This window comes from Bradyrhizobium sp. LVM 105 (assembly GCF_003957705.1).
In the GTDB taxonomy this organism is placed as follows: domain Bacteria; phylum Pseudomonadota; class Alphaproteobacteria; order Rhizobiales; family Xanthobacteraceae; genus Bradyrhizobium; species Bradyrhizobium frederickii.
This window is the reverse complement of the sequence record NZ_QZMV01000010.1, coordinates 102832-128949: the sequence shown is the minus strand read 5'-3', so window position 1 is coordinate 128949 and position 26118 is coordinate 102832. Positions and strand designations below refer to the sequence as shown.

25 protein-coding genes are annotated in these 26118 nt (G+C 64.9%); 15 read left to right on the top strand and 10 right to left on the bottom strand.

The window, feature by feature from the left end; genetic code table 11:
* Positions 1–5: 5 nt before the first annotated feature.
* Positions 6–425 (top strand): acyl-CoA thioesterase, encoded by a 420-nt coding sequence (locus tag D6B98_RS25600; RefSeq protein ID WP_061029942.1) that lies wholly within the window; start codon positions 6–8, stop codon positions 423–425.
* Positions 426–504: 79 nt separating this feature from the next.
* Positions 505–1656, top strand: a complete 1152-nt coding sequence (locus tag D6B98_RS25595; protein WP_126259665.1) for an ABC transporter substrate-binding protein — start codon at positions 505–507, stop codon at positions 1654–1656.
* A 274-nt stretch (positions 1657–1930) separates the two neighbouring features.
* Here the strand turns inward: D6B98_RS25595 and D6B98_RS25585 are convergent, their stop codons facing one another.
* Positions 1931–2659, bottom strand: coding sequence for a glutathione S-transferase family protein (locus D6B98_RS25585; RefSeq protein ID WP_126259664.1), 729 nt, complete (start codon positions 2657–2659; stop codon positions 1931–1933).
* 38 nt (positions 2660–2697) lie between these two features.
* Positions 2698–2958: a hypothetical protein gene (locus tag D6B98_RS25580; protein WP_126259663.1), complete on the bottom strand. Its 261-nt coding sequence runs from the start codon at positions 2956–2958 to the stop codon at positions 2698–2700.
* 113 nt (positions 2959–3071) lie between these two features.
* On the opposite strand from D6B98_RS25580, the gene D6B98_RS25575 reads away from it, so the two are divergent.
* Both D6B98_RS25575 and D6B98_RS25570 read left to right on the top strand, forming a co-directional pair.
* On the top strand, positions 3072–3770 hold the full coding sequence (locus tag D6B98_RS25575) for a helix-turn-helix transcriptional regulator (protein WP_126259662.1): 699 nt from the start codon (positions 3072–3074) through the stop codon (positions 3768–3770).
* 5 nt (positions 3771–3775) lie between these two features.
* Complete coding sequence (locus tag D6B98_RS25570) at positions 3776–4099, top strand: YkgJ family cysteine cluster protein (RefSeq protein ID WP_164718861.1); 324 nt, start codon at positions 3776–3778, stop codon at positions 4097–4099.
* Here D6B98_RS25570 and D6B98_RS40105 read toward each other — a convergent pair.
* Together D6B98_RS40105 and D6B98_RS25560 are read right to left on the bottom strand one after the other, a co-directional pair.
* On the bottom strand, positions 4096–4494 hold the full coding sequence (locus D6B98_RS40105; protein ID WP_164718860.1) for a hypothetical protein: 399 nt from the start codon (positions 4492–4494) through the stop codon (positions 4096–4098). The genes D6B98_RS25570 and D6B98_RS40105 overlap by 4 nt on opposite strands.
* A 220-nt stretch (positions 4495–4714) precedes the next feature.
* Positions 4715–5062 (bottom strand): DUF3307 domain-containing protein, encoded by a 348-nt coding sequence (locus tag D6B98_RS25560; protein WP_049820470.1) that lies wholly within the window; start codon positions 5060–5062, stop codon positions 4715–4717.
* 415 nt (positions 5063–5477) lie between these two features.
* Here D6B98_RS25560 and D6B98_RS25555 point away from each other — a divergent pair, with 415 nt between their 5' ends.
* From D6B98_RS25555 to D6B98_RS25545, 3 genes are all read left to right on the top strand, one after another.
* Positions 5478–6923, top strand: coding sequence for a TAXI family TRAP transporter solute-binding subunit (locus tag D6B98_RS25555; RefSeq protein WP_126259659.1), 1446 nt, complete (start codon positions 5478–5480; stop codon positions 6921–6923).
* A 286-nt stretch (positions 6924–7209) separates the two neighbouring features.
* Positions 7210–8316 (top strand): cyclic nucleotide-gated ion channel, encoded by a 1107-nt coding sequence (locus tag D6B98_RS25550; RefSeq protein WP_126259658.1) that lies wholly within the window; start codon positions 7210–7212, stop codon positions 8314–8316.
* A gap of 13 nt (positions 8317–8329) precedes the next feature.
* Positions 8330–9115: an enoyl-CoA hydratase/isomerase family protein gene (locus D6B98_RS25545; RefSeq protein ID WP_126259657.1), complete on the top strand. Its 786-nt coding sequence runs from the start codon at positions 8330–8332 to the stop codon at positions 9113–9115.
* Between the two features lie 83 nt (positions 9116–9198).
* Here the strand turns inward: D6B98_RS25545 and D6B98_RS25540 are convergent, their stop codons facing one another.
* A complete protein-coding gene (locus D6B98_RS25540; RefSeq protein WP_126259656.1) occupies positions 9199–9843 on the bottom strand; it encodes a glutathione S-transferase family protein in 645 nt (214 codons plus the stop codon).
* 89 nt (positions 9844–9932) lie between these two features.
* Between D6B98_RS25540 and D6B98_RS25535 the strand changes: the two genes are divergently transcribed.
* Both D6B98_RS25535 and D6B98_RS25530 read left to right on the top strand, forming a co-directional pair.
* Positions 9933–10913: a helix-turn-helix transcriptional regulator gene (locus D6B98_RS25535; RefSeq protein ID WP_126259655.1), complete on the top strand. Its 981-nt coding sequence runs from the start codon at positions 9933–9935 to the stop codon at positions 10911–10913.
* A 137-nt stretch (positions 10914–11050) separates the two neighbouring features.
* Complete coding sequence (locus tag D6B98_RS25530) at positions 11051–11299, top strand: hypothetical protein (RefSeq protein WP_035997328.1); 249 nt, start codon at positions 11051–11053, stop codon at positions 11297–11299.
* A gap of 10 nt (positions 11300–11309) precedes the next feature.
* On the opposite strand, the gene D6B98_RS25525 is transcribed toward D6B98_RS25530, so the two are convergent.
* From D6B98_RS25525 to D6B98_RS25515, 3 genes are all read right to left on the bottom strand, one after another.
* Positions 11310–12302 carry a fatty acid desaturase gene (locus D6B98_RS25525; RefSeq protein ID WP_126259654.1) on the bottom strand — a complete coding sequence of 331 codons (993 nt, stop codon included), beginning with the start codon at positions 12300–12302 and terminating at the stop codon, positions 11310–11312.
* Positions 12303–12318: 16 nt separating this feature from the next.
* A complete protein-coding gene (locus D6B98_RS25520) occupies positions 12319–13335 on the bottom strand; it encodes an alpha/beta fold hydrolase (RefSeq protein ID WP_126259653.1) in 1017 nt (338 codons plus the stop codon).
* A 139-nt stretch (positions 13336–13474) separates the two neighbouring features.
* Positions 13475–14278: an MBL fold metallo-hydrolase gene (locus tag D6B98_RS25515; protein ID WP_126259652.1), complete on the bottom strand. Its 804-nt coding sequence runs from the start codon at positions 14276–14278 to the stop codon at positions 13475–13477.
* Positions 14279–14451: 173 nt separating this feature from the next.
* On the opposite strand from D6B98_RS25515, the gene D6B98_RS25510 reads away from it, so the two are divergent.
* Both D6B98_RS25510 and D6B98_RS25505 read left to right on the top strand, forming a co-directional pair.
* Positions 14452–15654: an MFS transporter gene (locus tag D6B98_RS25510; protein WP_126259651.1), complete on the top strand. Its 1203-nt coding sequence runs from the start codon at positions 14452–14454 to the stop codon at positions 15652–15654.
* Positions 15618–16796 carry a helix-turn-helix transcriptional regulator gene (locus D6B98_RS25505; protein WP_245481457.1) on the top strand — a complete coding sequence of 393 codons (1179 nt, stop codon included), beginning with the start codon at positions 15618–15620 and terminating at the stop codon, positions 16794–16796. The genes D6B98_RS25510 and D6B98_RS25505 overlap by 37 nt, the downstream gene beginning before the upstream one ends.
* A 177-nt stretch (positions 16797–16973) precedes the next feature.
* Here the strand turns inward: D6B98_RS25505 and D6B98_RS25495 are convergent, their stop codons facing one another.
* Both D6B98_RS25495 and D6B98_RS25490 read right to left on the bottom strand, forming a co-directional pair.
* Positions 16974–18587 (bottom strand): acyl-CoA synthetase, encoded by a 1614-nt coding sequence (locus tag D6B98_RS25495; RefSeq protein WP_126259649.1) that lies wholly within the window; start codon positions 18585–18587, stop codon positions 16974–16976.
* A gap of 53 nt (positions 18588–18640) precedes the next feature.
* Positions 18641–19420 (bottom strand): FadR/GntR family transcriptional regulator, encoded by a 780-nt coding sequence (locus D6B98_RS25490; RefSeq protein ID WP_126259648.1) that lies wholly within the window; start codon positions 19418–19420, stop codon positions 18641–18643.
* Between the two features lie 156 nt (positions 19421–19576).
* On the opposite strand from D6B98_RS25490, the gene D6B98_RS25485 reads away from it, so the two are divergent.
* The 4 genes from D6B98_RS25485 (at position 19577) to D6B98_RS25470 (ending at position 25996) form a co-directional block, all read left to right on the top strand.
* Positions 19577–20782, top strand: a complete 1206-nt coding sequence (locus D6B98_RS25485) for an ABC transporter substrate-binding protein (RefSeq protein WP_126259647.1) — start codon at positions 19577–19579, stop codon at positions 20780–20782.
* A 260-nt stretch (positions 20783–21042) separates the two neighbouring features.
* On the top strand, positions 21043–22110 hold the full coding sequence (locus D6B98_RS25480) for an HlyD family secretion protein (RefSeq protein ID WP_126259646.1): 1068 nt from the start codon (positions 21043–21045) through the stop codon (positions 22108–22110).
* Positions 22107–24881 (top strand): ribosome-associated ATPase/putative transporter RbbA, encoded by a 2775-nt coding sequence (gene rbbA, locus D6B98_RS25475; RefSeq protein WP_164718858.1) that lies wholly within the window; start codon positions 22107–22109, stop codon positions 24879–24881. Before D6B98_RS25480 ends, rbbA begins: the two co-directional genes overlap by 4 nt.
* A 2-nt stretch (positions 24882–24883) precedes the next feature.
* On the top strand, positions 24884–25996 hold the full coding sequence (locus tag D6B98_RS25470) for an ABC transporter permease (protein WP_126259644.1): 1113 nt from the start codon (positions 24884–24886) through the stop codon (positions 25994–25996).
* The last annotated feature ends 122 nt before the right edge of the window (positions 25997–26118 follow it).

The following is a 26118-nucleotide window of genomic DNA, read 5'->3' as shown; positions in this document are numbered from 1 at the left end:
CGCCCATGTTCGTGAACCGGCGCGAGGTCCAGATCCAGTGGGGTGATTGCGACCCCGCCAACATCGTCTACTACCCGCGCTATTTCGCGATGTTCGACGATTCGACCTCGACCCTGTTCGAGGTCGCCGGCTTCTCCAAGCAGGATCTGGTCCGCAAATACGGCCTGGTGGGCATCCCCATGGTCGACACGCGGGCCAAGTTCTACATCCCCTCGACCTATGGCGACTGGATCACCATCGAAACCAAAATCGAGAGCATCAAACGCTCGAGCTTCGAGGTGAAGCACAACGTCTACAAGGGCGAGGCGCTGGCGATCGAAGGGTTCGAGACCCGCGTTCTGGTCGGCCGCGATCCCGTTAACCCAGACAAATTGAAATCGGCACCATTCCCGGCGGAAATGGTAGCCAAATTCACGGGAAGCTAAATCGCCGCATCACCAAAAGAGGGGGCTGAATTACCCCCCGATTTCTGCTTTCAAAGAAACACGTAAAGGGAGGAAATAGATGAAACGCTTTTACCTGACTGCCGCCATCACCGCGGCGGCGCTTGCCCTGCCGGCGCTGCCCGCATTGGCCCAGACCAGCGAAGTCACGATCGGCATCACCACCACCACGACCGGCCCCGGTGCCGCGTTGGGTATTCCCGAGCGCAATGCGCTGGAGTTTGTGCCGAAGGAGATCGGCGGCGTGCCGCTGAAGGTGATCGTGCTCGACGACGGCGGCGATCCCACCACTGCAACCACCAACGCCCGCCGCTTCGTGACCGAATCCAAGGCCGACATCATCATGGGCTCGGCGCTGACGCCGCCGACCATCGCCGTCTCCAACGTCGCCAACGAAGCCGGCATTCCGCATTTCGGCCTGGCGCCGTTCCCGATCACGCCGGAGCGCATGAAGTGGTCGGTGGCGATGCCGCAGCCGATCCCGATCGTCGGCAAGGTGCTGTACGACCACATGAAGGCCAAGGGCGTGAAGACGCTCGGCTATATCGGCTATTCCGACTCCTATGGCGACCTCTGGTTCAACGACCTCAAGGCGCAGGCCGTGCCGATGGGCATGACGATCGTCGACGAGGAGCGCTTCGCCCGTCCCGACACGTCCGTGACGGGACAGGTGCTGAAGCTCGTTGCCGCTAATCCCGACGCGATCCTGGTCGGCGCGTCCGGCACCGCGGCCGCGCTGCCACAGACCGAGCTGCGCGAACGCGGCTACAAGGGCCTGATCTACCAGACTCATGGCGCCGCCAGCATGGACTTCATCCGCATCGCCGGCAAAGCGGCCGAAGGCGTACTGATGGCTTCGGGTCCCGTCATGGCCCCCGAGGAACAGCCGGACAGCGCCCTGACCAAGAAGCCGGGCCTCGCGCTCAACTCGGCCTATGAGGCCAAGTACGGTCCGAACAGCCGCAGCCAGTTCGCCGGCCATTCCTATGATGCGTTCGAGATCCTCAAGCGCGTCATTCCGGCTGCGTTGAAGACGGCCAAGCCCGGCACGCCTGAATTCCGCGAAGCCATCCGCCAGGCGCTGCTGACGGAGAAGGAATTGGCCGCCAGCCAGGGCGTCTACAACTTCACCGAAAAGGACCGCTACGGCCTCGACGAGCGCTCGCGCATCCTGCTCACGGTGAAGGACGGCAAGTACTCGATGGTGAAGTAGGCCCAGCCAGCAGTTGAGACGACGAGAGCCGGCCCAATGGGCCGGCTCTTTTGTCTTGCGTTTGAAGATAGCCCGAAACCCCGGCGGCGGTATGTGCTCCCTCTCCCGCTTGCGGGAGAGGGTCGGGGAGAGGGTGCTTCCGCGTTGGGATTGCCCGAGGCTTGCCGAGAAAGTCTCCCAGCCGAGAGAGCCCTCACCCGCCGCGCTCTGCGAGCGCGTCGACCTCTCCCGCAAGCGGGAGAGGTGCACCGTGCATGCGGAAACAATATCCGCCTCACGCCGCCTGCCGCAACGGGGTCCAGGCGAACTCGGGATAGTAGTCGTCCATCATGCGGTCGACAAAGGCGGTGAGGTTCGGAAATGCCTCGGTGCGCTCGCGCAAGGCCGATTCGAAGAACGGCGTCAGGATGCCGGCGAGCATACCGAAGGCGGTAGCATCGACGCCGCAGGGCTTGTTGCCCATCAGGTACGCCTTGTCGCCGAGCTGCACCGAGAGTGCAAACAGCGAGCGCACGGCGAGGTCGACGTCGTCATCGGGCGCGTGGCGGCCGAGGCCGGACAGCAGATAGTTCTCGGCGACGCGGAACTGCGCATCCTCGCGCAGCTTCTCGCGGTTGTGCTCCGGTGCGCCATCGAAGAAATGCGCGGGTCCCTTGGCAAAATTCACCGGATCGACCCAGCGTGCCCCGACCAGTCCCCAATAAATATGGTGCTCGATCATCCGTTCGAACGCCCAGGCCTGCGCACGCTCGGCCAGCGACAGGCCGGCATCGAAATCGAAGCCGTAGCGGCGCTCGATATGGGCGCGGATGAAGGTGGAATCAGCCACCGCCTCACCGCCGTCGTCGATGAACGGCAATTGCCCCTTGGGAGAGGCCGGCGGCATCGCCCGCTCCTTTCGATAGGGCAGCCCCGCCATCTTGAGCTGCACCTCCGTCTTGGTGACGAAGGGGCTGATTTCCGGCAGGCCGAAGCCGGTGCCAAAGCCGTAAAGCGTGATCATGCGAGCTCTCCTGAACCTCTCTCGAAAGTTGGCGGAACCTAGCGACCGGCTGCTGCCACCATGGTGGCAGCAGCCGTGATATCTTCTGCAAAGCGAGCCCCGCGCCAGGCGCGGCCCATCACGTGGCGGACCAGCGCGTCCGCGGCCTGGGTCAGCAAGCGTGCCACGACGCTTGCGAGGGCAAACCGGAGGTCGAAGGCCATGAGATCGAGCGAAACGAGGCGCCCGAATGCCGATACGGACCACGCCTGTGCCCGCAGCATCGGAATCCCCGGGCCGAAATGGGTTGGAATGATCATGGACAAATCCCCTTCAGTCGATGTGTTGTCCCGGTATAGAACCCCCCTGCTGCCAACATCCTGTCAGCAGCCGCGCGCCGCCTTCTGAAAAGACCACCGATAAGAGAATTGTCATGAGACGCGCCGACCGGCTGTTTCAGATCATCCAGGTGCTGCGGCGGACGCGGAAGCCGCTGACGGCGGACGCCATCGCGGCCGAGCTCGAGACCTCGAAGCGCACGATCTATCGCGACATCGCAACGCTGATCGGCCAGCGCGTGCCGATCCGCGGGGAAGCCGGCATGGGCTACATCCTGGAGAAGGGATTTGACCTGCCGCCCTTGATGCTGACACCCGACGAGATCGAGGCGGCCGTACTGGGCGCACAATGGGTCGCCGGCCATGCCGATTCGGCGCTGGCGCGCGCGGCCGAAGATCTGATGGCCAAGATCGCCGACACCGTGCCTGAGCGACTGCGCCCCTTCGTGCTGGAGCCGGCGAGCCGCGCACGCCCAAGCTGGAACAGGGAGCCGGACCGCCTGGACATGGTGCGCACCCGCACCCAGATCCACGAAGGCAAGAAGATCATGCTGCGCTATCGCGACGAGCAGGGCCGCGCCAGCGAGCGCACGATCTGGCCGATCTCGGTCGGCTATCTCGAAGCGGTGCGCCTGCTCGCCGCCTGGTGCGAGCTGCGCGGCGACTTCCGCAGCTTCCGCACCGACCGCGTCGTGGAGGCGAACTATCTCGACGAGAAATATCCGGAACGACGCGACGTGCTGCGCGCAAGATGGCGTCAGAGCCTGGTCTGGGGCCCGCCAAAGGACACGTGACGAAGATGCAAGAGAGCTCCCCCATCGATCCGTCGAGCTGCTGCCAGAGTTGCGGCGCGTGCTGCGGCTATTCGGCCAACTGGCCGCGCTTCTCGATCGAGAGCGAGGAGGAGCTTGCTGCGATTCCGGAGACGCTGGTCAACGAACGCCAGTCCGGCATGCGTTGCGAGGGCGATCGCTGCTCGGCCCTGCAGGGGGACATCGGGAAAGCCACGGCGTGCGGCATCTATGCGATGCGGCCGGAGGTGTGCCGCACCTGCATGCCGGGCGATGCCGAATGCGCGATGGCGCGGCGGAAGTTCGGGTTGCCTTCTATCGCTATCGTTTAGGCCGGAACTGCTTCGCCGATCTCGTCGTCGAGCTCGTCCTCGAGCGGTGCGAGCACCGAGAGCGGCTTGGTCGACAGCGTGATCGGCTTGCGGCCGCCCGACAGCGACGGCGAGGCTTTCGCCGCGCCTTCCCGCGATAGCGCATAGAGCGTCGAGCCGACACGGCCGCCGTTCTCGATCAGGTCGCGCTCGCTGCAGCTCGCTGCGATCACGACCGCGAGCGAATGCAGATGGTTGCGGCGATAGCAGAACAGCGCCAGCCTGGCGCGCGCGTCAGGGGAAACACTCTCAACCAACCTCGGCAGGCCACTCTCGCTGGCGCGGTACATCTCGCCAAGGAGCTCGTCGCGAACCGGGCAGAAATCGCTTTCAAAGGCGTCGCGGCTTGAAAACATTGCAGTTCTCCCTCGTGTGAGGAAGATGCAGCGCAATTCTCTAATGAAAGGTTAACCACGCTGGCCGGTAGTCACCCGGGGTGCTCGCGCGTGCGCCGCGAATTGGTGGGGCGGCGGGAATTGCTGCTTGCCGTCATTCCGGGGCTCGCGAAGCGAGAACCCGGAATCTCGAGATTCCGGGTTCGGTCCTGCGGACCGCCCCGGAATGACTTCGCAGCCGTCAGTTCGCCGCCATGAAGATGGAAAGGCCGAAGCCGGTCAGATGATGCAGCGCCTGATCGACGCCGATCAGGGTCCAGAACCAGGGATGCGCCAGGTCGACCCCGAAATTCGCCGAGACGAATCCCTTGGCACGGTCGATCGTGATGTGGATCACGAAGTCGATGAAGGCCACGAACCAGAATTTCGGCGCCACGATCAGGATCAGCGGCAGCGCAACCGCAAGGTGAACGAGGCAGTGCACCAGAAGCGGCAGGGCCCAGCCGTGCTTCTGGTCCTTGCCGTGCGCCATCCAGGCGGTCTGGAGGACGAAGTCGGCGATGATGTGCTTGAAGGTGAGCAGCAACATCCAGCCAATGAGCGCTTCGACCGGAATCGCCGATGACAGGGGTGGAAACGACAAGGCTGACGCCCTCATTGACGTGACAAGAAAGATTGGAGCGTTCAGCGCAACTTATTCTTGGACCCAGTTCTGGACCGGTCAAATCGCCGGGAGGCGCGATTTATGCCATCTCCCGCGGCGGAATGCAGCCGGGGGAACCGGAAATTCGCCAAGTGTGGCTAACCGGGCATAGGACGCCCCATCGCCGTGGAAGCCTCGCGTAAGGTTACCTTCGGCTCGAAATTTGCTTTCCGTGACCTTCGCGCTATCATCGCGGATAGAGAATATCTTTCTTTTTTCAGGCGTTTACGAATTAAGGGCGCTCCCCGCGATCGCATCGGCGAGCCGCCCGCCACCGAAACAATAAGGCCAGAGTGCTGCCATGAGTACTGAAGGCCCGACCTCGTCGCTCACCGAACCGCCGCCCCGGCGCCCCAAGGTGATCAAGACCAATCAGCAGCAGGTCTTCCTCTACGTCGTGCTGACCCTGCTGTTGTCGCTGGCCACCGTCTGGGGCGGCCGCGCGATGCTGCACAATTCGGAAACGCTGACCTTTGCCGTCGGCGCTCCCAACAGCGACGAAGCGCTGTTCGCGGCCAAGCTCGCCACGGTGCTGACGTCCAACGCCTCGCGCTTCCGGATCAAGATCGTCAACAACGCCGACAACGCCAAGGCGCTCGCACAGTTCGACCGCAAGCAGGCCGACCTTGCCGTCCTGCGCACCGACGCCAAGGTCCCGCTGCGGGCGCGCACGCTTGCCATCCTCGAGCACGATCTCGTGCTTCTGCTCGGTCCCGGCAACAAGAAGATCAAATCGATCGCCGAATTGAAGAAGAAGAAGGTCGCCGTTTTCGCCGAGAGCGAATCCTCCCTCGCCTTCGTCCGCAGCATTCTCGATATCCCCGACGGTCCGGACGCGGCGAAGATCCAGATGGCGCCGCAGGGCGCAACGCTCGACAAGCTGTTCGCACCGGCAAACGGCTTTGGCGCGGTCATCGCCATCGTCCATGCCTCCGGGGCGGTGCGGGACAAGGCCTATGAGCAGGTCGCCAGGCGCGGCGGCTTCACGCTCAACGCGATCGACGAGGCCAAGGCGCTGGCGCGCAAGCTTCCCGGCATTTCCAGCGAGACGCTGACGGCAGGCACGCTATCGACATCCCCGAAAATTCCCGATGACGACCTCGACACGATCGGGCTGGAATGGCTGCTGGTCGCACAATCCAGGATGTCCCCGACCGCGGCAGGCGAGCTCGCCCGCATCGTCTACGAGAACAAAGCCGCGCTCGGGCTCGACAACGGCTTTGCCACCAGGATCGAGCCGGCCTCTGTCGAGAAGGACGCCTTCGTGATCGCGCACCAGGGCGCGGCCGATTACATCAACGACGACACCAAGTCGTTCATGGATAAGTACAGCGATCTGATGTATGTGGGCGCCGCCGCGCTCAGCGTCATCGGCTCGATCTTCGCCGCGATCTACGCCAAGATCACCCGCATCGCGCCGGAGAAGGCCAGCGAACTCTCCACCGCCATCCTCGACATCGGCGAGCGGATCGAGCATGCCCACTCGCTGGACCAGCTCGAATGTCTCCAGGACGAGCTGGAGGCCATCTTGCGCGGCGCCGTTATCGGCCTCAGGGACGGCACGATCAGTACCGACGGGCTCGACACCTTCAAGCTCGGCTACGAGTTCGTCCGCGACGAGATCGGCATGCGGCGCGACTATCTGAAACGCCATGCCAACGAGACCGGGAAGCCGGCGCCGGGTGCCGGTCCCGCCCCGCACGACGACAGCAATGTCGTGGTGGTGAAGACCGCCCAGAGCGCCTGAGAAGCCGGGTCGTTTGCCATTCTTGTCCCGGACAAGCCGCAACGCCAAAGGCGCTGCCGTGCAGAGCCGGCACCCAGGAAGCCGGGGGATGCGCTGCTGCTGGGCCCCGGCTCTGCAGCGCATCACTACGTGCTGCGCTGCGTCCGGGGCACGAGGCTGGGGTTGTGGCTTCCCCCTTATCATACCCCCGCCCGTCGTTGACGGCCCCCGCCGGGGCGGGCACTTTGGCGCCGACGTCCCAGCCGGGATTCCGAAGATTTGTCCAGAGACCGAGCCGCCCTCCCGCATGTCCAAGCCGCTGATTTCCGCTCTGGCCCAGTTTGCGGCCGCCACGGCCGGCCGCAACATGACCAAGGCGGCCTATGTCGCGGTCACCGTCGGCGTGCTCAGCATGGTGTTGCTGTCGGACAAGCGGGCCCACGAGGCGCACGGCTGGATCAGCGCTCTGCTCTGGACCTGCCTCGCCTATTTCGTATTCGAATGGCTGGTCCGGCTGCGCCACATGACGCAGCATGGGCGGCTTTCGCTGTACATGTCCTCTTCCGCCGGGCTGGTCGACGCAATCGGGGCTCTGGCGGTGCCGGTCGCGCTGGTTCTCGGCGTCGAGCCCCGGACGGCCTGGCTGCTCGGCGTGCTCTGGGTGCTCAAGGTGGTGCCGGGCATTCCGGGCCTGCGGCAGCTTCGCCGCGTGCTGGTGCTGGAATCCGGACCTCTGGTCAGCGTGCTCGTGATCTTCCTGATGGTGGTTTTCCTCGCCTCCGTCGCCGAATATTTCCTGGAGCGGGATGTGCAGCCGCAGACGTTCGGCAGCGTGCCGGCCGCGCTGTGGTGGGCGGTGGTGACGCTGACCACGACGGGCTACGGCGACGTCGTGCCGGTCACGCCGCTCGGGCGCCTGGTGGCGGCCGCGGTGATGATCTCCGGCCTCGGTGTGTTCGGCCTCTGGACCGGTATCCTGGCGACCGGATTTGCCGCCGAGACGCGGCGCGACAACTTCCTCAAGACCTGGGAATCCGTCAGCAAGGTGCCGTTCTTCGCAACTCTGGGACCCGCTGCAATCGCCGACGTTACCCACATGCTGCGGACCATTGAGCTGCCGGCGCGCACCACGATCATCCGCAAGGGGACGCAGGGCGATTGCATGTATTTCATCGCCGCCGGCGAGGTCGAGGTCGAGCTGCCCGGCAAGAAAGTTCAGCTCGGCGACGGCGCCTTCTTCGGCGAGATGGCCCTGCTCGGCAACAACAAGCGTGGCGCCAACGTTTCGACCACGAAAGTGTCGCGGCTGCTGGTGCTCGACCTCGTCGACTTCCGGGTGTTGATGGCACGGCACCCCGATCTCGCCGAGACCATCGACGCCGAGGCGAAACGCCGCGCGCTCGAAAACAAGTAGGATGGAGACAAGAATGTCGGACATCGCCGACGCAGCGACTGGCCCCCTGCTCGAACGCGACGGCGCGCGCGCCACCATCCGCCTCAACCGGCCGAAGCATCTCAACCGGCTCCAGGCGGAAGACCTCGAAGAGCTCGTCAGGCTGTTCGACCTGATCGAGGCCGATCCTGATATCCGGGTGCTGGTGCTGACCGGCACCGGCCGCGCCTTCTCCGCCGGGTATGACCTCAACTCAGTCGCCGAGCGCGCCGTCAGCGCAAACGAGCAGCAGAGCGCGGGCTCTGCCTTCGAACTCGTCGTCAACCGGCTGGAGGATCTCGGCGTGCCGACGATCTGCCGGCTCAACGGCGGCGTCTATGGCGGCTCGACCGATCTCGCGCTCGCCTGCGATTTCCGCATCGGTGTCGATACCGCCGAGATGTTCATGCCGGCGGCGCGGCTCGGGCTGCATTATTACCGGAGCGGCATCAAGCGCTACGTCACCCGCCTCGGCGTCGACAACGCGAAACGACTGTTCCTGACCGCGCAAAAGATCACCGCCCCGGAGATGCTGCGCATCGGCTATCTCACCGCCATGGTGCCGGTGGAGTTCCTGGACGAGGAGGTCGACCAGCTCGCCTCGGTTCTCGCCGGCAACGCGCCGCAGGCGATGCGCGGCATGAAGCGCGCGATCAACGAATTCGCTCGCGGCGAGCTCGATGATCGCGCCGCCGACCAGCGCCACCGCGACAGCATGCGCGGCGAGGAGATCAAGGAAGGCATCAAGGCGTTCGCGGAGAAGAGAGCGCCGAGGTTTTGAGGGAGCCAAACCCACCGCTTCCCGGACAAGCGCGCCTCAGGCGCGCGCAGATCCGGGACGACGGCGGAGGTTGGCGTGACAGCTTAGCTCGGAATCGCCTTGGCATGCTGCGCGGCCATCTCCTCATCCGCCGCATTGATGCGCTGGAATGCCGGTCGCGAGGTCATGCGCTCGGCATAGCGGACGAAGACGTCCTTCTTCGGCACGATGCCGAACATCATGGTCCAGCTGAACGCCACGCCCCACAACACATCGGCAGCCGTCATGCGCTCGCCGAGCAGATACGGCCCCCTCGACAATTGCCCTTCGAGCGCGCCGAGCATGGTGTCGTAGTCGGCATAGGGAGACTGGGTAATGGGCGCCGGCTCGCGCTGCATGAACTTGTCGATCAGCGCCGGCTCGAAGGATGAGCCGTAATAGGCGATCCAGCGCAGATACGGGCCGCGCAGAGGATCGTTCAGCGCGGGCGTCAGACCCGCCTGCGGGAAGAGATCGGCGAGATAGATGGTGATCGCGACCTGCTCGGTCACGAGCGCCTCGCCGTGGCGGATCGCCGGGACCTTGCCGAGCGGATTGATGGCGAGATAGGCCGGCTTCCGCTGCTCGCCGGCCTTCATGTTGAGGACGTGGAGATCATAGGGCGCGCCCAGTTCCTCCAGCAGCACCCGCGTGCCGGTGGCGCGGCTTTGCGGCGAGTAATACAGCGTGATGCGGTTCGGATCGGTCATGGCAGGTTCTCCTGGGGCGCTCTCTGGCGAGGCGCATCTTGTAGAGGCTCATACCTGACATCCTCTGTCAGGTATGGTTTAAGGAAATCATGCGCGCGAGCCGGATGCTGTCGATCCTCACCACCCTCCAGGCCAGGGGGCAGGTCACCGCGCCCGAGCTTGCGGAGGCCTGCGAGGTCTCGGTGCGCACGATCTATCGCGACATCGACGCGCTCGCGGCCTCGGGCGTCCCCGTCTACGCCGACCGCGGCGCAGAGGGCGGCTATCGCCTGCTCGACGGCTATCGCGTGCGACTGAACGGCCTGTCGCAGAGCGAGGCCGGCGCACTGTTCCTGACCGGATTGCCTGGCCCTGCGGCCGCCCTCGGCCTCGATGCGGCGATGATCGCCGCGCAGAATAAGCTGATGGCGGCGCTGCCTGCCCATCTGCGCGAGGACGCCAGCCGGATGCAGGAGCGCTTTCACCTGGATGCGCCGGGCTGGTTTGGCGAGGCGGAAGAACCGAAACATCTGCGCACCATCGCCGGCGCGGTGCTGCGCGGGACATTGATGAAAATCCGCTACCAGAGCTGGCGTTCCGAGAAGCAGCGCGGCCTCGCGCCGCTCGGCCTCGTGCTGAAGGGCGGGAACTGGTACCTCGCGGGTCAGGTCGATGCCACCGTGCGCACCTATCGCGTCGCGCGCGTGCTCGACTGCACGGCGCTCGACGAAAACTTCGAGCGCCCCGCCGATTTCGATCTCGCCGCCTATTGGCAGGCCGCGACGCTTCGCCTCGAGGCCGAGATGCATCCCAATGTCGCGGTGGTGCGGCTCTCGCCGTTAGGCGTCAAGCTGCTCGACGCACTGAGCCAGCCTTACGTCAAGGCACGCACGCAGCTCGCAGAGACCAGTGATGCCGACGGCTGGCGCATTGCGCGCGTGCCTGTCGGCAAGACATCCTGGCACGCCGCAGCCGAATTGTTGCGGCTGGGCCCCGAGGCCGAAGTGCTGGAGCCCGCCGATCTCCGCGACAGGATGACGGAACTGACGCAGGCGATGGCCGCGCGCTATCGCGCGGCGCGGAAAACATGACGCCGGCACATTTCGCCGCAGGCCACGAAACAATCCTGAAACACGATTCTCCTCATCCCGCGTGAACGCGATCGCATCTCGGCCCGACCGAGATGCAGGGACACAACAACGGCCCTAGCGCCAAATGGAGAATGAAGATGTTTCGTAAGCTTGCTCTTGGTCTGATCGCCGCCGGTACGCTCGGCGTTGCCGCTCTGGCCCCCACCGCCGCTTCGGCCGGCGGCTTCCATCACCATCATGGTCATCACCACTGGGGTCCCGGCTGGGGATTCGGCGGCATCTACCTCAACACCGGCGTCAGCAACTGCTACCAGGAGCGCCTGGTCCGGACCCGTCACGGCCTGCGCGTGCGCGTCGTGAACGTCTGCGCCTACGGGATCTACTGATATCTCGATTTCACGACAAAGCTCCGGTCGCATCGCGGCCGGAGCTTTGCGTTGATGAAGCAGCCTGCCGCTGCCGGCGAAACCAGGCCCAGGTCTCGCGCGTCGTTCTGATGTAGCCGTGGCCGCGATGGACGATCTCGCCGTCGACGATCGCGTTCAGCTTCGGCAGCGCATGAAAGGGGATCGAGGGATAGGCATGGTGCTCGACATGGTAGGGCATGTTCCACGCGAACCATTTGACGAACGCGGCGGTGTAGGTGGTGCGCGTGTTCTCAAAAGCGCTGCGGGTGCGCTCGCAGCCGGTATGCTCGGCATAGAGATAGGGCCGCAGGAAGAACTGCCCGATGATGAGCGGGACGATCCAGACCCAGAGCAGCAGCGCTGACGTGAACCACAGCGAGAGCGCGAGCAGCAGAGCATAGAGCGCGACATAGGCTCGCGCCTCTGTCACGATGACGGCGCGCTTGCCCTCGGGGATCCAGGGCACGGTGACGCTGCCGGTGATGGCATGGCCGAGCATCAGCCTGAGACGGCCGGCGACCTGGAGCAGGCCGCTATAGGCGATCGCGAGCTGCGTGCCGGATGTCGGTTTCACCCCGACGATCAGCTCGGGATCCTTGTCAGGATCCTGGGTGTAGCGGTGATGATCCCAGTGAAACAGGCAGTAATATTCGTAAGGCAATCCGATGATGAAGGCCGAGACGTGGCCCACGGCGAGATTGAGGCCGCGGCTCCTGAACGCGGTCTTGTGCGCGGTCTCGTGCACCGCCATGAACAGGAAGGCGACGACATAGCCCTGCACCGCCATCAATGGCAGCGCCCAGAGCACGCCCCATCTCGACGAAACCATAGAGATCAGCGCGCCCACCAGCACGATCGCGCCATAATGGCCAAGGGTCTGCATGGCGCCCCTGAGATCGGAGCGGACCGACAATTCGCGCAGCATCGCCGGCGTCAGCGGCTTCAGGCGGTTGCCAGTCTCTGAAACGGTCGCATCGGTCATGATCGAAATGCCTGTCCTACTTGCCGAGAAGCGCCGCGACCTCGGCCTTGAGGAAGGCCTGGTCGCGCGGATTGTTGACTGGGTTGCCGGCGCGATGGCCATGCAGCGACGGGATCGGACGCAGCACGGCCGATTTCGCGTTCACCAGCCGGCCGAGCTCGTCCTCGTTGTCGCGCAGGTCGAAATAGCGATCGGTCGCGCCCGGCATCAGCAGCATGTGGGCCTTGATTGCCGCCAGCGCGCGATCGAAATCGCCTGCGAACGTCGCGCAGCGGCTGATATCGCCGTTCTGCCAGATGCCGACCTGCGCCAGGAGATCATTGGCGTCGCGCCGGGCAAATGTCGCGTCCCAGGTGCGGACGAGATAATCCTCCAGCGAATTGAAGCCGGCCTCGCGCCAGAGCTCGTCGCGATAGAAGCCGTGCGACATCGCCCAGCCGGCATAGACCCGCCCCATGGCGCGATAGCCGGCGACCGGCTTCTCGGCGAAGCGACCGTCGCGGAAGGCGGGATCGGCGGTGAGCGCGGCCTTCACGCTTTCCAGGAAGACGTAGTTGTAGGGCGCGCAACGCGCACTGCCGCAGACCACAGCCGCGCGCTCAACCATCTCGGGATGCAGCGCCGTCCAGTGATAGGCCTGCATGCCGCCCATCGACCAGCCATAGACCAAGGCCAGCTTCGAAATGCCAAGGCGCTCGGTGAGGAGGCGGTGCTGGACCGCGATCGCATCGTGATAGGTCACCTCGGGAAATGGCGCGGGGGTATTCGACGGCGAAGATGACAGGCCGTTGCCCAAAAGGTTCGGGATGATGACGAAGTAGCGCGTGGGGTCGAGCACGCCGTCGGGCCCAATCAGCCATTCGGTGTCGACGTGCTGCGCGCCGAACGAGGTCGGATAAAGGATGACGTTGTCCCTGGCCGGGGTCAGCGTGCCATAGGTCTTGTAGGCGAGCTTCAGCGAGGGGAAGACGGCCCCGGATTGCAGCACGACGTCGCCGGCGTCGAAAATCTCGTAGTCCTGCTGCCCCGTCATGCGTCCAACTCCCGCTCACGCGGCCGCAGGGTGCCGCGGCTTCCACGATGCATCGATCATGCCGAGCTCGCATCTGCGTCATTGCAGTTTATACTGTACTTATAGTACAGTTATTTAGGACGAGCAACATAAATCCGGCTCAGGCGATGGCTGCCAGATAGCGCGCAACCGACGCCGCGAAGGCGGCCTTGGCGCCGCTGGCGATGTTGCGTCCCCACCACGCGCCATAGATGCGATCGAAGGCGAGCGGCTCGACGGCTGCCGCGATCCGCCGCACCGCGGCTGCATTGAGCGGCATGTAGTTGGGGTAGGAGTACATGAAGCTGATGAAGCGACGGTCCATCGTCACCTGGGCGATGTCGCCGGTGAGCAGCGCGCCCCTGCCGTCCGCACTGCGCGCCGAGTGCAGCATGGTGGCGCCGGCGAAATGACCGCCGGTTCGCAGCAGCAGCAAATCGTCGGAGATCCGATGGCTTTCGCCGGTCCAGTGCACGATCGAAGAATGCGGTCGCGTGACGAATGCGCGATCGTCCGCATGCAGATAGACCGGCACGCCGCCAAAGGCGTCGCTCCAGTCGGCGACCGCGCCGTAATAGTGCGGATGCGAAATCGCGATCGCCTTCAGTCCGCCGAGGGCTGCGACGTATTGGATGGCTTCATCGGCTGCGAGCGGAATGCAATCCCACATCACGCAGCCGTCGCCTTGAGGCACCAGCAGCGCGCGCTGCCCGATGGCGAAGCTCGGCTCCAGGCCGATGCCGGTGAGGCCAAGATCGTCGCGGCCCACCACTCGGTGCTCCCGCGCCAGTTCCTCGCGCGTGAGAAAGCTCTGTCCTTTCCAGTTCACGAACTGCCGCTCGTCCTCACAGATCACGCAGGAGGCGGGCGGATTTCCGCCGTTCGGGAATTGCGCGCCGCAGGTTTCGCAGGTCCAGAGAGGCATGGTTCGAGCTCCGTGGGAAGATCGCAGGATGACATTGCGAACAAGCTTTCAGCAAGGTCCATGAGCATCAGGAGTGACGGGAACCAACGCGGCGAGCGCCCGTTACGTTCAGACCAACGCCAGATCGATTGGCCAAGAGGATCACGACAGACGAACAGCATGCTTGGGTATCGATGACATCGCGGCCTCCCTCCCCGTCCCGTATCTGGCCTCTGTTCGCGCTCAACTTCTTCATGGCCGACATGCAGTCGGGCATCGGGCCGTTCGTCGGCGTCTTCCTCCAGGAGCGCGGCTGGGCGACCGGGCTGATCGGCACCGCGATGACGATCGGAAACGTCGCCGGCATGCTGGTCACGACGCCGATCGGCGGCTTCATCGATTCCAGCCGCAACAAGCGCCTGTGGGTCGTCATTCCCGGCATCTGCGTCGTTCTCGCCTCCGCCATCATTCTGATCTCGCAGAATTTCTGGGCGGTGACGTTCTCCCAGGTCGCGCAATCGCTGGCGAGCGCCGCGATCGTGCCGGCAGTGACGGGCATCACGCTCGGCATCGCCAAGCAAAAGGGCTTCAACGCGCTCAACGGCCGCAACCAGGCGTTCAACCACGCCGGCAACATGGTCGGCGCGGCATTGTCAGGCTATCTCGGCTACAAGTTCGGCTATGTCGCCGTCTTCGCGCTGGCGGCCGTGTTCGGCGCGATCGCCATCGCCTGCGTGCTGATGATCCCCGCAAGGGCAATCGACGACCGCGCCGCGCGCGGCAGCAAGGAGGACGACTCCAAGGCTCCACCGGATGCGATGACGATGCTGCTCAAGCACCGGGCGCTGCTCGTGCTGGCTCTCGCCCTCGCGCTCTTCCATCTCGGCAACGCCGCCATCGTTCCGCTCTACGGACTAGCCGCGGTGGCCGAAGGGCAGGCCAACGGCCCGAGCTTCGTCGCGACCACCGTGGTGATCGCACAGGGCGTGATGATCGTGACATCGCTGATCGCGATGAAGGCCGCGAGCAAGCGCAATTACTGGCCGGTGATCCTGGTCTCCTTCATGTTCCTGCCGATCCGCGGCGTGCTGGCGTTCTTCGTCACAGGATGGTGGGGCGTGGTGCCGATGCAGGTGCTCGACGGCATCGGCACCGGCCTGCAGACGGTCGCCGTTCCCGGCATGGTCGCGCGCGCACTCAACGGCACCGGTCGCATCAATCTCGGCCAGGGCGCCGTGATCACGGTGCAGGGCGTCGGCGCCAGCCTCAGTCCCGCGCTCGGCGGCTGGATCGCGCAATGGATCGGCTACGGGCCGACCTTCCTGCTGCTTGGCGGCTTTGGCCTCGCCTCGATGGTGCTGTGGTTCGCGCTCGGGGCGGCGGTGAAGAAGTACTGAGCTTCGCCATCGCGCGAACGCCGCAGAAGCGCTCGTGCGATCCCGGCCTGCCGAACTGCGGCACCGGGTCGCGGTCTGCGCGCGTCATCGCGAGTGGTTTATCACGCAATCCCGCGCTTTTGCCGTTGCGGTGCACCGGCCTGACGGTACAACCTTCCTCCAGATCACCGACAAACCTGCGCTTCCGATCGATGACACAGCCACAACTCTCATTCAGCGGCGATCCGACGGGGCCGGCCTATGAGGGGTGGCGCGAGCAGTTCTGCCGGAAGGTGATGGGGACCGATTTCGTTCCGATCGGGGACGGCCCAGTGCACCGGACAATCACGCCGGCCATCCTTCCGCGCCTGAGGCTGTCCGCCTCCTACGGTACGCCGATGAGCTTCGTGTCCATGGGCACCAACGACGAATTGGTTGTCGTCATGTCACCGAATTCGGCCCTGAGCGGAACCATGGGCAGGCGCCCGCTGAACGTCGCGGCCGGCGACCTCACGATCGGAGATCCGTCGATCAGGGGGGCCAGAGTCAGTCAAATGGCCTATGGCAACTTTCAGACCGCACTGTTGCCCCGCAAGGCGCTGCTACGCGCGTGCCCGAATGCCGAGGACCTGATCGCGCAGCCGATCCCTGGCACCAGGCCGATCACATCGATGTTCCTGCGATATTATGACCTGGCGCATACGCATTCGGACAAGCTCGCCCCGGCCGAGCTCGACGCGGTCTCGCAGCACCTGTTCGACCTCGCCGTGCTGATGATCGGAGCACGCGGCGATGCCGCCGAGGAGGCACGCCTGCGCGGCCTTGCAGCGGCGCGTTTCGAAACCCTCAAGTCCGATATCCTGGCGCAGCTGGACAGCCCCGGGCTGTCACTCACCGGTCTTTCGGCCGCTCATCGAATCAGCCCACGTACGATCCAGCTGCTGTTCGAGCAGGCCGGCATTACCTATAGCGGCTTCGTGCTGGAACAACGCTTGCTGCGCGCCGAGCGGCTACTTCGAAATCCCGCCATGCGCACCCGCAAGATCATCGAGATCGCGCAGCTCGCGGGTTTCCACGACGTCTCCTATTTCCATCGCGCGTTTCGCCGCCGCTTCGGACAGACCCCGGACGACGTCCGGAAGCTTTCCGGCGAGGCCGGCTAAAGCATGATCCGGAAAAGTGCGCAGCGGTGTTCCGAAAAGATCATGCTTGAACAACAACCTAAAGCGCGATGACGATCCATCCTAATCGCATCGCGCTTTAGGCGAACTCGAGCACGATCTTGCCGAAATGGCCGCCCTGCTGCATCAGGCGCAGCGCGTCCGGGGAAGCGCTGCCGCTCAGGTGCCAAAGCTCTTCTGCACCGCCTTGTCGAGCGTCTCGCCGCCGACGAAGCGCTGGCGCAGCTCGCGCTTGAGCAGCTTGCCGCTCGGATTCTTCGGCAAGGCATCGACGAAGATGACGCGCTTGGGCACCTTGAAATGCGCCATCTGGGCGGCGCAATGCTTGATGACGGTTTCTTCGTCGAGCTTTTCGCCGCTCTTGACCACGACGATGGCCGTCACCGCCTCGATCCAGCGCGGATCTGGCAGGCCGACCACGGCGACCTCCGACACGGCGGGAATGCGATAGACCATCTCCTCGACCTCGCGGCTTGCGACGTTCTCGCCACCGGTCTTGATCATGTCCTTGACGCGATCGACCACGGTGATGTGGCCCTCGTCGTCGACAGTGGCGAGATCGCCGGAGTGAAACCAGCCTCCGGCAAACGCCGCCGCGGTCTTCACGGGATCGTTGTAATAGCCGGACAGCAGATGCGGCGAGCGGTGCACGATCTCGCCGACCTCGCCGACCTTGACGTCCTCCATCGCATTGTTGACCACGCGCGTCTCGACATTGAGCACGGGCTTGCCGGCCGAACCCGCTTTCCGGAGCTGATCTTCCGGCCGCAGCACGGTCGCGAGCGGCGCGATCTCGGTCTGCCCGTAGAAGTTCCAGAATTTTACGGCAGGCAGGCGACGCTGAAGCTCGAGCAGGACTTCCACCGGCATGATCGAGGCGCCGTAATAGCCCTTCTGCAGGGTCGACAGATCGGTCCTGTCGAAGTTCGGCGAGCGCAGCATCGCGATCCAGATCGTCGGCGGCGCGAAGAAGGACGTGATCTTGTGCGCCTGGATCAGCGCCAGAATGTTGTCGGCCGTCGGCTTGCCCGTGATCACGCCGGAGGCGCCGAGATAGATTTGCGGTCCCAGGAACACGTCAAGCTGGGCGCAGTGATAGAGCGGCAGCGCGTGCAGGAACCTGTCCTCCACGCTCATGCCACCGTCGATGATGCAGCTGACATACTGCCACATCACGGCTTCATGGGTCAGCATCGCGCCCTTGGGCAGGGATTCCGTGCCTGAGGTGTAGACGATCTGGGCGAGATCGCGGCTGTCGACCGACGCGTCCAGGAACGAGCCGTCGGCGTGGAGGAGATCGTCGAAGGTGGTGAGGCCCGCAGGTGCCGTGGCCGCATCCTCGCCCGGCAGCCAGATCATCTTCTCGACCGCGCAATCCTTCGCGCTGGCCGCGCGTGCCTGCTCGACGAAGTCCGGTCCGGTCGCGAGCAGCTTCGCCCCGGAGCTCTTCAGGATGAAATTGATCTCGTCCGGGTTGAGCATGAAATTGATCGGCACCAGCACGGCGCCGATCCGCGCCGCCGCAAAGCGCAGCGCGGCGAAGGCGTGCGAATTGCGCGACAGCACCGCGATGCGATCGCCCTTCCCGGCGCCGAGGCCGAGCAAGCCGCGGCCGAGCCGGTTGCAGATCGCATCCATCTCGGCAAAACTCCAGCTCACGTCGCCGCAGCTCACCGCGAGCTTGTCCGGCTCGCGTCCCGCCGAGCGGCGCAGCAGATCGCCGATGGAATGCTCGCGTGCTTTCGCGATGGTGGCTGCGGTGTCTGCGGTCATGTGTTCCTCCGTGTGATATCTTTGTTTGTTGTGCTGCACGAAATCCAAAGGCGCTATCTGCGGCGGGCCGCCAGCGCGTGCTCCATGTACATGTGTTCGACCGAGCGATCGAGCGACGCGATTTTCTCGAAGCCGCGCCGCCAGTCCTGCAGGTGCCGGCGCGTCCATAGCACGCCGGCTTCGCGGTCGCGGCGGCGGATCGCATCGATGAGATGGCGGTGCGCTGCGACGAGTCGCGGGCCGCCTTCGGCGACACCTGTCACGATCATCTCAGTGGTCGGATAGAACAACTGCGCTGCCGGCTCCCGCGCGAGCTGGAGCACGCGGTTCTGCGAGGCCTTGGCGACCAGAACATGGAATTCGGCATCGCATTCGGCAAGCATCGCGGCGTCGCCGACTACGGCCTCGCTACGCGCGAGATTGCCGGCGAGCTCGGCAATGTTCTCCTCCGTCGCCCGTTCCACCGCGCCCTCGATGCTGGCGACTTCCAGCGTCATCGAGGCCTCGTAGAGCTCACGGAAGGTGACCTCGTGGAGGACCAGCGCGCGGCTGAGACGGCTCGCGAGCTTGCTGTAGCGCGGCAGGCAGGCGTGCAGGCGGCGCGAGGAATCGCGCCTGATCAGCCCGCCTTCCTCCAGCACGCGGATGCCCTCGCGAATGGTCGAGCGATTGACGCCGAATTGGCGGACCAGGTCGTGCTCGGTGCCGATGGGATCGCCCGGCTTGATGCGGCCATTGACGATCTCGCGCTCGATGGCGTCAGCAACCTTCTGATAGGCGGGCGCGACATCGATCGGACGAAACAGCGGAGCGACGGGCAAATCAAACTCCATTGGCGATTGTCCGACAAGCTTTATCCCTTACCGGAGAATGCGTCAAACTCCAGCATTCAAGCCCTCTGGCGCAAGAAATTGACAACTGCCGGATCCTGGCTCTAACTTTGTCGGACAAAGGGACAGAATAGCCCCATATAAGAGGAAACGTATCCAATGAGACCCATCGCGGCACTCGTGTCTGCGGCCGGATTGCTGTCGGCTGCCTTGATCGCCCCCACCTCGGCCCAGCAGGCACCGCTCAAGATCGGCGTGCTCTCCGACTTCTCGTCGGTCTATTCCGACATCGGCGGCATGGGGAATGTCGAGGCGACCAAGATGGCGATCGAGGATTTCGGCGGCCAGATGTTCGGCAAGCCGATCGACATGGTCTCGGCCGACGTGCTCAACAAGCCCGACGTCGCCTCCACCATCGCCCGCAAGTGGTGGGAGACCGAGGGCGTCGACATGATCATCGACCTGCCGACCTCGGCGACCGCGCTCGCGGTGATGGAGCTGTCGAAGCAATACGAGAAGATCATGATCGTGACGGACGCGGCGAGCTCCGACATCACGGGAAAATCCTGTTCGCCCTATACCGCGCATTGGACCTACGACACCTACGCCAACGCGCACACCGTCGGCAGCGCCATCGTCAAGAACGGCGGCGACACCTGGTTCTTCCTCACCGCCGACTACCTGTTCGGCCATTCGGTCGAGCGCGACACCGGCGATGTCGTGAAGGCCGCCGGCGGCAAGGTGCTGGGCAGCGTCAAGCATCCACTCAATACGGCGGATTTCTCCTCGTTCCTGCTCCAGGCCCAGGCGTCCAAGGCCAAGATCATCGGCCTCGCCAATGGCGGCGGCGACACCATCAATGCGATCAAGCAGGCCGGCGAATTCGGCATCGTCGCCGGCGGCCAGAACCTGGCCGCGATCGTGATGTTCATCTCCGACGTGCACAGCCTGGGCCTGAAGCTGGCGCAAGGCCTGATCGTCACCGAAGCCTATTACTGGGATCTCAACGACAAGACCCGCGCCTTCGGCAAACGCTTCCTGGAACGGGTCAAGCGCATGCCGACGATGAACCAGGCGGCGACCTACAGCGCGACGCTGCATTATCTCAAAGCCGTCCAGGCCACCGGCACCAGGGACACCAAGACGGTGATGGCGAAGATGCGCGAGCTGCCGGTGAAGGATGCCTTCACCGACAACGGCGTGCTGCGCGAGGACGGCCGCATGGTGCACAGCATGTACCTGTTCCAGGTGAAGAAGCCGGAGGAATCGAAGGGGCCGTGGGATTATTACAAGCTGCTCGCCGAGGTTCCTGCCGACCAGGCGTTCCGCCCGCTGAAGGATGGCGGCTGCCCGCTGGTGAAGTGAGGCGGCGAGCGAGCCGATCGCAATCCGTTCAGCAAGCCCCGCTCGACCGCTTGATCCATCTGGGCGGACGAGCGGCAACGACGCCGCGCAGCCCAAAATAGAGGCAAGGACGATAGAGGCAAGGACGCCTCGCGCCGCCATCTGATCTGCATCAAGTTGCGGTGCAAAATTCGCTGCAATGTTGAGGCCGCCCTTCGCGCGATCAGCGGCCGGGCGCATGTCTCTCAACAATGGGCGCCGCCGCACGGCGTTTTGAACAGATGAACTTCACTCCGGGTCGCGTCATCGCCGCGATCGCCGTCCTCGTTGCAGGTGGCGCCTACTATTATTGGCAGCACCGCGATACCAACACCCTGCCGGCAGGCTTCGCCCGCGGCAACGGCCGCATCGAAGCGGTCGAAATCGACATCGCGACCAAGACGCCGGGCCGGATCCGCGAGATCCTGGTTGGCGAAGGCGACTTCGTCCGCGCGGGCCAGGTGCTGGCGCGCATGGATACCGAGCAATTGCAGGCGCAGCGCCGCCAGGCCGAGGCGCAGCTGCAGCGCGCCGCGATCAATGTCGAGACCGCGAAGAGCCTGGTGAACCAGCGCGAGGCCGAACGCAAGGCCGCGGAGGCCGTGGTCGACCAGCGCGTCGCCCAGCTCGACACCACGAGCCGCAAGCTCGACCGCTCCGAACAATTGATCAAGACGAGTGCGGTGGCGCAGCAGGTCCTGGACGACGACCGCTCCGCCAACGCCACGGCGAAGGCGGCGCTCGCCGCGTCCCACGCTCAGGTCGCGGCATCCGAGGCTGCGATCAGCTCCGCCCGCGCCATGGTGATCGATGCCGGCGCCGCCGTCGACGCGGCAAAGGCCGCGATCGAAAGCATCAATGCCGACCTCAATGACAGCGTGCTGAAGGCGCCGCGCGACGGCCGCGTGCAATATCGCGTGTCGCAGCCCGGCGAGGTGCTCGCCGCCGGCGGCCGCGTCCTCAACATGGTCGATCTCGGCGACGTCTACATGACGTTCTTCCTGCCGACGGCCGCTGCCGGCCGGGTCGCGATCGGCGCCGACGTCCGTCTCGTGCTCGACGCCATTCCGCAATACGTGATCCCCGCCAAGGCGACTTTCGTCGCCGACGTCGCGCAATTCACGCCGAAGACCGTCGAGACCGAGGAGGAACGCCAGAAGCTGATGTTCCGCATCAAGGCGCATATCGCGCCCGAGCTGCTGCGCCAGCACATCGAGCAGGTGAAGACCGGCCTGCCGGGAATGGCCTATGTGCAGCTCGATCCGGCCGCGCAATGGCCAGGCAATCTCAACATCAAGCTGACGAGATGAGCACGAGGGCCGCAGCCGAGCTGCCTGCCGGGCGCGGCAGCGTGGTGCATCTCGACGACGTGGGCTTGAGCTACGGCAAGACCCGCGCACTGGAAGCCATCACCCTCGACCTTCCATCCGGCTGCATGGTCGGACTGATTGGCCCCGACGGTGTCGGCAAATCCAGCCTGCTCTCGCTGATCGCCGGCGCCCGCGCGATCCAGCAGGGGCATGTCCACGTGCTCGGCGGCGACATGGCGAGCGGGCGCCACCGCCGCAACGTATGCCCCGACATCGCCTACATGCCGCAGGGGCTCGGCAAGAACCTGTATCCGACGCTATCGGTGTTCGAGAACATCGACTTCTTCGGCCGCCTGTTTGGACACGACAAGGCGGAGCGAAACAGACGGATCGCCGGCCTGCTGCGCGACACCGGGCTGACGCCCTTCGCCGACCGGCCGGCCGCAAAACTCTCCGGCGGCATGAAGCAGAAGGTCGGCCTGTGCTGCGCCCTGATCCACGATCCCGAGCTCCTGATCCTGGACGAGCCGACCACCGGCGTCGATCCGTTGTCGCGCCGCCAATTCTGGGAATTGATCGCCTCGATCCGCCAAAGCCGGCCCGGCATGAGCGTGATCGTCTCGACCGCCTACATGGAAGAGGCCGCTCAGTTCGATTTTCTGGTCGCGATGAATGCCGGCCGCGTGCTGGCGACCGCAACGCCCGCCGCGCTCAAGCGGCAGACCGGCGCCGATACGCTCGATGAGGCCTTCATCCGTCTCTTGCCCGAAGCCGATCGCGGCGATCATGCCGGTGTCGTCATCCCGCCGCGCGGCGAGGACCATGACGAGATCGCGATCGAGGCCGACCACCTGACCCGGCGGTTCAACGGCTTCGTGGCCGTCGACGACGTCAGCTTCCGCATCAGGAAGGGCGAGATCTTCGGCTTTCTCGGCTCGAACGGATGCGGCAAGACCACGACCATGAAGATGCTCACCGGCCTCCTGCCGGTCAGCGAAGGCACCGCGCGGCTGTTCGGCAACACCATCGATGCCGGCGACATGTCGGTGCGGCGGCGCATCGGCTACATGTCGCAGGGCTTCTCGCTCTATTCCGAGCTCACGGTCGCGCAGAATCTCGATCTGCATGCGCGGCTGTTCAAGCTGCCGGCGGAGACCATCACCGCGCGCATCGACGAGATGATCGCCCGGTTCGATCTCGCCGAGGTCGCCGATTCTCTGCCCGATGCGTTGCCGCTCGGGCTGCGGCAGCGGCTGTCGCTGGCGGTCGCGATGATCCATGCGCCCGACATCCTCATCCTCGACGAGCCGACCTCGGGCGTCGATCCGGTCGCCCGCGACCGCTTCTGGCAGATCCTCGCCGAGCTGTCCCGCAAGGACAACGTCACCATCTTCGTCTCGACCCATTTCATGAACGAGGCCGAGCGCTGCGACCGGATCTCGCTGATGCATGCCGGCAAGGTGCTGACGTCGGACACGCCTGCGGCGATCGTCGCCGCGCGCGGCACCGCGACCCTGGAGCAGGCCTTCATCGCCTGCCTGGAAGAGGCGATCGCGGACACGACGGAGCCGGCCGACCGGCCGTCGGCCGCCTTGCCGGCGCCCGCACCGGCAATCGCCGCGCCGCCCGTCCGGCGCAAGGCCGCATTCAATGCAACGCGCATGCTCGCCTATTCCCGGCGCGAAGCGCTCGAGCTGCGGCGCGATCCGATCCGCGCCACGCTCGCGATCCTCGGCAGCGTGCTGCTATTGTTCGTGCTCGGCTACGGCATCAGCATGGACGTCGAGAATCTGACCTTCGCCGTGCTCGATCGCGACGACAGCACGATCAGCCGCGACTACAGCCTCCAGATCGCCGGCTCGCGCTATTTCACCGAGAAGCCGCCGATCATCGACTATGCCGATCTCGACCGCCGCATGCGCGCCGGCGAGATCGGCCTCGCCATCGAGCTGCCGCCGGGCTTCGGCCGCGACGTCAGCCGCGGCCGCCATGTCGAGATCGGCGCCTGGGTCGACGGGGCCAATCCGACGCGGGCCGAGACGCTGCGCTCCTACGCCCAGGCGATCCACGCCAGCTGGCTGGCGCAGAAGGGCCGCGAGCTCTACGGCGAGGCGGCGGTCGCCGGCACCTACCAGCTCCAGGTGCGCTACCGCTACAATCCGGACGTCATCAGCGTCGTCGCCATGGCGCCGGGCATCATCCCGCTGCTGCTGGTGATGATTCCGGCGGTGCTCGCCGCGCTGGCGGTGGTGCGCGAGAAGGAGCTCGGCTCGATCGTCAATTTCTACGTCACGCCGGTGACGCGGCTGGAATTTCTGCTCGGCACGCAGCTGCCCTATGTCGTGCTGGCCTTCGGCAATTTCCTGCTCCTCGTCGGCTTTGCCCTCGTAGTCTTCCGGGTGCCGTTCACCGGGAGCTTTCCGACCTACGCGCTGGCCGCGCTGCTCTACGTCACGGCGACGACCGGGATGGGGATGGTGATCTCGGCCTTCATGAACAGCCAGATCGCGGCCCTGTTCGGCACGGTGCTGATCACGCTGATTCCGGCCATCCAATATTCCGGGCTGATCGACCCGGTTTCATCCCTCCAGGGAGCGGGCGCGCTGATCGGACGGCTTTATCCAACCACCTATTTCGTCACGATCTCGCGCGGCACCTTCTCCAAGGGCCTGGCGTTCGACACCCTCCACAACGATCTCCTGGCGCTCGCCATCATGGTCCCGGTCCTGGTGATCGCCGGCACGATGCTGCTGAAGAAACAGGCCCGCTGATCATGCGCATCGACAACGTGCTCCAGCTCGGCATCAAGGAATTGCGCGGCCTCGTCCGCGACCCCATGCTGCTCGTGCTGATCGTCTATTCTTTCACGCTGGCGGTCTATGCCGGCGCCAAGGCGCTGCCGGAAACGCTGAACCACGCCGCGATCGCCATCGTCGACGAGGACCATTCGCCGGTCTCGACCAGGATCGGGATGGCGTTCACGCCGCCCTATTTCTCCGAGCCGCGCCTGATCTCGCAATACGAGATGGACCGCAGGATGGACGCCGGCCTCGACACCTTCGCCCTCGACATTCCGCCCGACTTCCAGCGCGACCTCTTGGCGCGCAAATCGCCCAGCATCCAGCTCAACGTCGATGCGACGCGGATCTCGCAGGCGTTTAACGGCGGCGGCTATATCGAGCAGATCGTCAGCGCGGAAATCGCCGAATTCCTGGCGCGCACGCGCGATGCCCAGACCGTGCCGATCGAGCTGACGCTGCGGGCACGGTTCAATCCGGAGCTGAAGAAATCCTGGTTCGGCGCCATCGACCATGTGATCACCTCGATCACCATGCTCTCGATCATCCTGACCGGCGCGGCGCTGATCCGCGAGCGCGAGCACGGCACGATCGAGCACCTCCTGGTGATGCCGGTCACGCCGCTGGAGATCATGGTGAGCAAGGTCTGGTCGATGGGCGCGGTGGTGCTGGTCGCCTCGGCGCTGTCGATCGCCTTCGTCGTGAAGGGATGGCTGCAAGTCACGATCGACGGCTCGCTGGCGCTGTTTCTCGTCGGCGCCGCGCTGCAGCTGTTTGCCACCACCAGCATGGGCATCTTTCTTGCGACCGTCGCCGGATCGATGCCGCAGTTCGGCATGCTGCTGATCATGATCCTGCTGCCGCTGCAGACCCTGTCGGGCAGCATGACGCCGCGTGAGAGCATGCCGCAATTCGTCCAGGACATCATGCTGGCGGCGCCCAACACCCATTTCGTGATGCTGGCGCAGGCGATCCTGTTTCGCGGAGCCGGCTTCGAGGCGGTGTGGCCGCAGCTCGCAGCGCTCGCCGTGATCGGCGGCGTCTTCTTCGTGATCGCGCTGCGGAGGTTTCGCGCGTTTCTGGCGTGAGGCGCGAGGGGCTCCGCTGCAGAAAGCGCGAAAACAACCCCATGCACAGTAGCCAAACCCTTGCTTCGCCTACAGAATTTATTTTGCCCGTCGAGCAGATAAGACGCGTTGCGCGGGCTGGT

Coding starts and splice junctions, on each gene's coding strand:
- D6B98_RS25600 (WP_061029942.1), top strand. CDS start 6: ATGTTCGTGAACCGGCGCGAGGTCCAGATCCAGTGGGGTGATTGCGAC.
- D6B98_RS25595 (WP_126259665.1), top strand. CDS start 505: ATGAAACGCTTTTACCTGACTGCCGCCATCACCGCGGCGGCGCTTGCC.
- D6B98_RS25585 (WP_126259664.1), bottom strand. CDS start 2,659: ATGATCACGCTTTACGGCTTTGGCACCGGCTTCGGCCTGCCGGAAATC.
- D6B98_RS25580 (WP_126259663.1), bottom strand. CDS start 2,958: ATGATCATTCCAACCCATTTCGGCCCGGGGATTCCGATGCTGCGGGCA.
- D6B98_RS25575 (WP_126259662.1), top strand. CDS start 3,072: ATGAGACGCGCCGACCGGCTGTTTCAGATCATCCAGGTGCTGCGGCGG.
- D6B98_RS25570 (WP_164718861.1), top strand. CDS start 3,776: ATGCAAGAGAGCTCCCCCATCGATCCGTCGAGCTGCTGCCAGAGTTGC.
- D6B98_RS40105 (WP_164718860.1), bottom strand. CDS start 4,494: ATGTTTTCAAGCCGCGACGCCTTTGAAAGCGATTTCTGCCCGGTTCGC.
- D6B98_RS25560 (WP_049820470.1), bottom strand. CDS start 5,062: ATGTTGCTGCTCACCTTCAAGCACATCATCGCCGACTTCGTCCTCCAG.
- D6B98_RS25555 (WP_126259659.1), top strand. CDS start 5,478: ATGAGTACTGAAGGCCCGACCTCGTCGCTCACCGAACCGCCGCCCCGG.
- D6B98_RS25550 (WP_126259658.1), top strand. CDS start 7,210: ATGTCCAAGCCGCTGATTTCCGCTCTGGCCCAGTTTGCGGCCGCCACG.
- D6B98_RS25545 (WP_126259657.1), top strand. CDS start 8,330: ATGTCGGACATCGCCGACGCAGCGACTGGCCCCCTGCTCGAACGCGAC.
- D6B98_RS25540 (WP_126259656.1), bottom strand. CDS start 9,843: ATGACCGATCCGAACCGCATCACGCTGTATTACTCGCCGCAAAGCCGC.
- D6B98_RS25535 (WP_126259655.1), top strand. CDS start 9,933: ATGCGCGCGAGCCGGATGCTGTCGATCCTCACCACCCTCCAGGCCAGG.
- D6B98_RS25530 (WP_035997328.1), top strand. CDS start 11,051: ATGTTTCGTAAGCTTGCTCTTGGTCTGATCGCCGCCGGTACGCTCGGC.
- D6B98_RS25525 (WP_126259654.1), bottom strand. CDS start 12,302: ATGACCGATGCGACCGTTTCAGAGACTGGCAACCGCCTGAAGCCGCTG.
- D6B98_RS25520 (WP_126259653.1), bottom strand. CDS start 13,335: ATGACGGGGCAGCAGGACTACGAGATTTTCGACGCCGGCGACGTCGTG.
- D6B98_RS25515 (WP_126259652.1), bottom strand. CDS start 14,278: ATGCCTCTCTGGACCTGCGAAACCTGCGGCGCGCAATTCCCGAACGGC.
- D6B98_RS25510 (WP_126259651.1), top strand. CDS start 14,452: ATGACATCGCGGCCTCCCTCCCCGTCCCGTATCTGGCCTCTGTTCGCG.
- D6B98_RS25495 (WP_126259649.1), bottom strand. CDS start 18,587: ATGACCGCAGACACCGCAGCCACCATCGCGAAAGCACGCGAGCATTCC.
- D6B98_RS25490 (WP_126259648.1), bottom strand. CDS start 19,420: ATGGAGTTTGATTTGCCCGTCGCTCCGCTGTTTCGTCCGATCGATGTC.
- D6B98_RS25485 (WP_126259647.1), top strand. CDS start 19,577: ATGAGACCCATCGCGGCACTCGTGTCTGCGGCCGGATTGCTGTCGGCT.
- D6B98_RS25480 (WP_126259646.1), top strand. CDS start 21,043: ATGAACTTCACTCCGGGTCGCGTCATCGCCGCGATCGCCGTCCTCGTT.
- rbbA (WP_164718858.1), top strand. CDS start 22,107: ATGAGCACGAGGGCCGCAGCCGAGCTGCCTGCCGGGCGCGGCAGCGTG.
- D6B98_RS25470 (WP_126259644.1), top strand. CDS start 24,884: ATGCGCATCGACAACGTGCTCCAGCTCGGCATCAAGGAATTGCGCGGC.